Annotated in this window: 4 protein-coding genes and 1 pseudogene; 1 reads left to right on the forward strand and 4 read right to left on the reverse strand. The window is 73.2% G+C overall.

The window, feature by feature from the left end:
• The 3 genes and pseudogenes from GXP76_RS33745 to GXP76_RS33755 form a co-directional block, all read right to left on the reverse strand.
• Positions 1-537: pseudogene (locus GXP76_RS33745) on the reverse strand (argininosuccinate lyase); the annotation flags it as partial.
• Positions 534-1,610: a pyridoxal-phosphate dependent enzyme gene (locus GXP76_RS33750; RefSeq protein WP_242575433.1), complete on the reverse strand. Its 1,077-nt coding sequence runs from the start codon at positions 1,608-1,610 to the stop codon at positions 534-536. The gene GXP76_RS33750 and the pseudogene GXP76_RS33745, both read right to left, overlap by 4 nt.
• A gap of 101 nt (positions 1,611-1,711) precedes the next feature.
• Entirely contained in the window at positions 1,712-2,404 is a 693-nt protein-coding gene (locus GXP76_RS33755; RefSeq protein ID WP_242575436.1) for a class I SAM-dependent methyltransferase, read from the reverse strand.
• A 343-nt stretch (positions 2,405-2,747) separates the two neighbouring features.
• Between GXP76_RS33755 and GXP76_RS33760 the strand changes: the two genes are divergently transcribed.
• Positions 2,748-4,046 (forward strand): CAP domain-containing protein, encoded by a 1,299-nt coding sequence (locus tag GXP76_RS33760; RefSeq protein ID WP_242575434.1) that lies wholly within the window; start codon positions 2,748-2,750, stop codon positions 4,044-4,046.
• 25 nt (positions 4,047-4,071) lie between these two features.
• Here GXP76_RS33760 and GXP76_RS33765 read toward each other — a convergent pair.
• Positions 4,072-5,405, reverse strand: a 1,334-nt coding sequence (locus tag GXP76_RS33765) for an alpha/beta hydrolase (RefSeq protein ID WP_242575435.1), incomplete at its 5' end; no start/stop codon positions are given.

Genomic DNA, 5,405 nt, shown 5'->3' on the forward strand with positions numbered 1-5,405 from the left:
CTCCTCCGCCTCCCCCAGCGCCGCGCGCAGCCCCTCGTAGTCGTGGACGATCCACACGTCGCGCGACGACGTCCCGGCGGACACCTTCAGCACGGCGGGCAGCCCGACGGCCTCACGCACCAACTCGGCGCTCTCCGGGCGGGGTTCGACCTCCACCGCCGTGCCCGCGCTCAACCCCGCCCGGTGCAGCGTCCGCCGCACGCGCGCCTTGTCACGAAGCAGTTTTACGGCCTCCGGATCCGGACCCGGCAGACCGAGTTCCTGTGCGAGGTCGGCCGCGGGCACGCTCCAGGTGTCCGTCGTGTTGATCAACCCGGCGAGGTCCGGCAGGCTCGCGAGCGCGCCGCGCACCGCGTCCGGGTCGAAGGTGTCGACGTCGATGACGTCCACCCCGTACGCCCCTCGCGCGGTGGCCAGTTCATGGCGGTAGACGCTCCGGTCACCGGTCAGCAGGACGAACCGGTGCCCGGCGGCGTGGGCGGCCCGCGCCGTACGCCCGAGTCCGAAGGAGAGCGCTTCGAGGGCGGCGACGGTCATCGGACGGCCTCGCTCTCGGGCGTGACGACAGCGGCGGGCGGCGCGGGCCGGCCCGCCCACTCCAACACGGCCCAGGGTGGCCGTAGTTCGTCGAGCTCGTCGATGCGCTCGGGCCGCAGCGCGCCCGGGTCGGACGCCTCCGCGTGCCGCGCGAACACCCGCTCCGCGTAACGGTGTCCGGTGTCGGCGCCGAGGACCAGATGCGTGCGGCGGGGATCACGGGCCGCCTCCCACCCGGCCACGAGATGCGCGGCGCCCGTGGACAGCCCCGCGAACACCGCGTGCTGCCGCAGCAGCGCGACGGAACCGGCCATGGCGTGCCGGAAGTCGAGCCAGTGCATCGTGTCGTACAGCTCGTGGCGCACGTTCCCGAAGGGGATGGAGCTGCCGATGCCCGCGATGATCGCTTCCGGGTCGCTGAAGCCCTCGCTGCCGAACGTCACACTGCCGAAGGGCTGGATGCCCACCAGCCGTACCGTCCGCCCGTCGGCGCGCAGCGCCCTGGTGAGCCCGCCGGTCGACGCGCCGGTGCCGACGGCGCCGACGACGGTCAGGTCCTCCCCGGGCAGCGCGGCGGCGGCCAGGTCGGCGAGCTCGCGGTAGCCGGTGTGGTGCACACCGTCGTGGTACTGCCGCATCCAGTGGAAGTCGGTCCGCCGCGCCAGGAGTTGGCGTACGTGGCGGACGCGCCGCTCCTGGTCGAGCCGCAGGCTCCGCGAGGGCGGCATCTGGTCGACGGTGGCGCCGAGGACCTCCAACTGGGCGCGCATCGTGGCGTCCACGGTGGTGGAGGCGACGATGTGGCAGCGCAGACCGTAGCGGTGGCAGGCCATCGCGAGCGCGAGGGCGTAGATACCGCTCGAACTGTCCACGAGGGTCTGGCCGGGCACGACCCGGCCGCGTTCGAGCAGCGCGCGTACGGCGCCGAGCGCCGCGTACACCTTCATGGTCTCGAAGCGGGCCAGCACCACGTTCCCGGAGAGCCGGAGGAAGGCCGGGGCTTTCATGGCGTCGGTGATGTGGTCGTGCACGGGGACCGTGAGCTGGGGGGTGGCGGGGCTGAGCTGGGGCATGGCGTACGGGTCCTCCAGGGCTGTGGAGCAGGGCGTACGGACGTGGTGCCGGGGTGGGCGGCGGGGCGCGGGCGGACCCCGTCCCAGGTGGTCGCCGGGCGTCACTTCTTCAGGCCCCGGACGATGAGCCGGCGCGAACTCTGGTCGTACGGACCGCCGTCGAAGTCCCCGAAGCACTCGACGTCCGCGAACCCGGCGGCCACGAACAGGTCGTGCAGTTCGGCGGCGCTGTAGAGGAACGACCTGATGGAGGCGGTACGGGCCCTCTCCCCGCGGACGAGCGTCCAGTCGGTCCGGAGTCTGCGCCAGCTGTCCAGGACGGTGTCGCGCTGCACGATGTACGAACCGTCGGGCAGGTCCACAGCCTGTGGACGGCCGATCCAGCCCGCCAGTACCTCCTTGCCCATGACGTCGACCAGCAGCCGGCCGCCGGGGGCGAGGCTGTGCCACGCGTTGCGCAGGACCCGGGCGTTGTCGTCCGCGTTCTCGAAGTAGCCGAAGGACGTGAAGACGTTGAGGATCACGTCGTAGCTCTCGGGGGCCGCGTAGGTGAGCATGTCCTCGCGTACGAGCCGGACGTCCGCCGCCGCCTCCCGGCAGGCCGCCTCGGCACGCTCCAGCATGGCCGGGCTCAGGTCGACGCCGGTCACCCGGTGGCCGCGCGCCGCCAGGGGGACGAGGAAGAGACCGGGGCCGCAGCACAGGTCGAGGACCCGCGAGCCGGGCGGGAAGTCCAGCAGCGGGGCGGTACGGACCAGTTCGGCGACGGTCTCGGCGCGGGCGCCGGAGAACATGGCGGGGGCGAAGTCGACCCACAGGCTGTCGTCGTCGTACCAGCCGCCGCCGGTCGCGTCGTCCGGCGCTCCGTGCGTCGCATCGCCCGTCACATCGGCTGTCACATCGCCTGTCACATCGGCCTCCAGGTCGTCCGTCCCCGTCCTTGCCGGTCCCTGTGAGTTGTCGCGGCGTGGCGGGCCCGAGTTCCCGGAGCGCGCGAATTGGCGAGAGATGGCCACGAGGGGCGGGCCGGGAACCCGGCCGCTCACGTCCGGCGTTCTACCGTCGACCGTCCGGAGCGGCGAGCCGGGACAGACGGCCCGTGACGGTCGGGCCGGGGCAGACTGAGGGGGCCGTACGATGCTCGACCTGATCCAGGGCGGAAACGTGTCCCTGCCCGGCGGTGTCCTCGCGATCCGGGTGCCGGGCCCCTTCGACCTGTCCGTCCTGATCACCGGTGACGACGGAAAGGTCTCCGGTGACGGGGACTTCGTCTTCTACAACCAGCCGTCGGCGCCCGGCGCGCGTCTGAGGGGCGACACGGTCACGGTGGACGTGGGGCGGCTGCGCTCCGGGGCCGGCCGGGTCACGGTGGTCGTGAGCGCCGCCGACCCGGCCGTGCCGCTGGGCCGGCTGCCCCCGCCCGCGTTGTCGGTGACGCGAGCGGACGGACCGGGGCCGGCGCTCGCCCGGTTCACACCGCCACGCCCCACGCACGAGAGTGTCCTGCTGCTCGCGGAGATCTACCGCCGGGGCGGCGGGTGGAAGCTGCGCGCGCTCGGACAGGGGTACGCGGACGGACTGGCCGGGGTCGCACGTGACTTCGGCATCGAGGTGGCGGAGGACGGCGCCCCGCCCGCCGCCACCACCTCTTCGGTCCCCGGTGACGGCATGGTCGCCCTCGTCAACGCCGAGCGCTCACGCTCCGGCGCGCCGCCCGTCACGGCCGACGCCCGCCTCGCGGCGGCGGCGCGGGCGCACTGCGCGGGCATGGCGGCCGAGGGCCGGCTCGGTGCCGCGCCCCGTCCGGGTACGTCCCTCTACCAACGGGTCACGGCACAGGGGTACGCGTATCTGACCGTCGCCGAGCAGCTCGTCTCCGGTCCTCGTACGGAGGCCGACTTCCTGGCGTACTGCCTGACCGACCCGCGCATGGGCCGTACGGTCCGCGACCCGGTCCTCTCGCAGGTGGGCGTCGCCCGGGTCCCGGCCCCCGGCGGCGACATCTTCTGGACGGCGGTGTGGGCCCGCCCGCTGACCCCGCACGGGCTCGCGTCCCTCGCGTCAGACGTCGTCGCGCTCACGAACGCGGAGCGTGCGGCCGCCCGTCTGCGCCCGCTGGCCGGCGATCCCCGGCTGACGACGGCCGCGCAGGCGCACAGCGACGAGATGGTCGCGCGGGGTTTCTACTCGCACACGAGTCCGGACGGGCGGCAGCCCTGGGACCGGGCCGCCGCGGCCGGCTGCACACACCGGGGCATAGGCGAGAACATCGCGTGCGGTCAGCGGTCGGCCGCCGAGGTGGTCCGGGGCTGGATGGACAGCCCCGGACACCGCGCCAACATCCTGAAGCCGGACTTCACCCACATAGGCATCGGCTTCCGCGGTGGCGGTGAGGCCGGTACGTACTGGACCCAGCTGTTCGGCATGTCGGGATAGGGAGCCCCGGAGGACAGCCGCACGCTCAGCTCGCGCAGTACACGTCCCGCTCCGGGCGCTCGCCCTTCGTCAGGAACGCGGTGACCTTGCCGTCGCCGCACGCGTTGCCGTTGGCCAGGTACATGCCGTGGCCTCCCTGGTCGACGGTGACGAGCCTGGCCCGGTCGCCCAGCGCCTCACGCATCTTCAGAGCGCCGAAGTACGGGGTGGACGGGTCCCGCAGGCTCTGGATCAACAGGATGTTGGACGGGCCCCGGTCCGTGATCCGGGTCGGCTTCTCCGCCGGGTCGTTCTTCCAGAAAGCACAGGGCAGGACGTTCCCGGGCATGCCCGCGGTGAGCGGATAACGGGCCCTGTCCTCCTTCGTGGCCCGCGCGTATCCGCCCACGGAGGACGGCCAGCGCACGTCGTTGCAGATCACGGCGATCATGACCGACGCGTCCTCGTCACGCACCGGCTGGGCGAGGCCCGGGGACAGGACGGGCGTGGCGGCCGGGTCCTGGGCCGCCTGGACGAGCCGGGCGAGCTGAGGGAAGGCCGAGTCGCTGTAGAGGCCGTTGAGGAAAGCCTGGCGCAGCATGTTGCCGGTCAGCGGGTTGCCCTCGGTGGTCGACTCCTTGGGCGTGCGGTCCAGTCGGGCCGCGAGCGCGACGAACAACGGCCGTACGTCCTCGGCCCGTTCGGCCAGCCGCAGCCCTTCTTCGTCCCGGTCGGGGTCGGCGGCCCAGGCCGCGAAGTCGGGGAAGCGGTCCTCCACGGCTCTCGACGTGTTCGCCATCCAGCCCCGCTCGACACGCGTCGGGTCGGGGTCACCGCTGCTGTCCAGCACCCAGCGGTCGGTCCGCTGCGGGTACTTCTGCGCGTACACGGCACCGATGTACGTACCGTACGAGGTCCCCCACGCCGACAGCTTCTCCTCCCCGAGCGCCTGCCGGAACCGCTCGATGTCCCGCACCTCGTTGGCGGAGGTGAAACTCCGCAGCACCGCGCCCCCGTTCTCGTCGCACGCCTCGGCGGTACGGCGCGAGCGGGCCAGGTTCTCACCGATCTGCCCGTCGGCGCCGGGCCACGACCGCAGCTTCGCCACATACCGGTCGTCGGCGTCGAGCCCGCAACTCGCCGTCGTACTGCCGCCGACCCCGCGCGGATCGAAGCTGACGACGTCGTAGGCCCCGTCCAGCTCCTCCCGCAGCGCGTTCCCCTTCCTGGTCAGCGCCTGCACCCCGGACCCGCCGGGCCCGCCGGGGATGAACAGCAGCGTCCCGCGCCGCGCCGCCGGGTCCTCGCTCCGCACGCGCGACACGGCGAGCGTCAACTGCCGCCCACCGGGCTTCCCGTAGTCCAGGGGCACCGCCAACT

The organism is Streptomyces sp. NP-1717, assembly GCF_022695985.1.
Classification (GTDB): Bacteria; Actinomycetota; Actinomycetes; order Streptomycetales; family Streptomycetaceae; genus Streptomyces.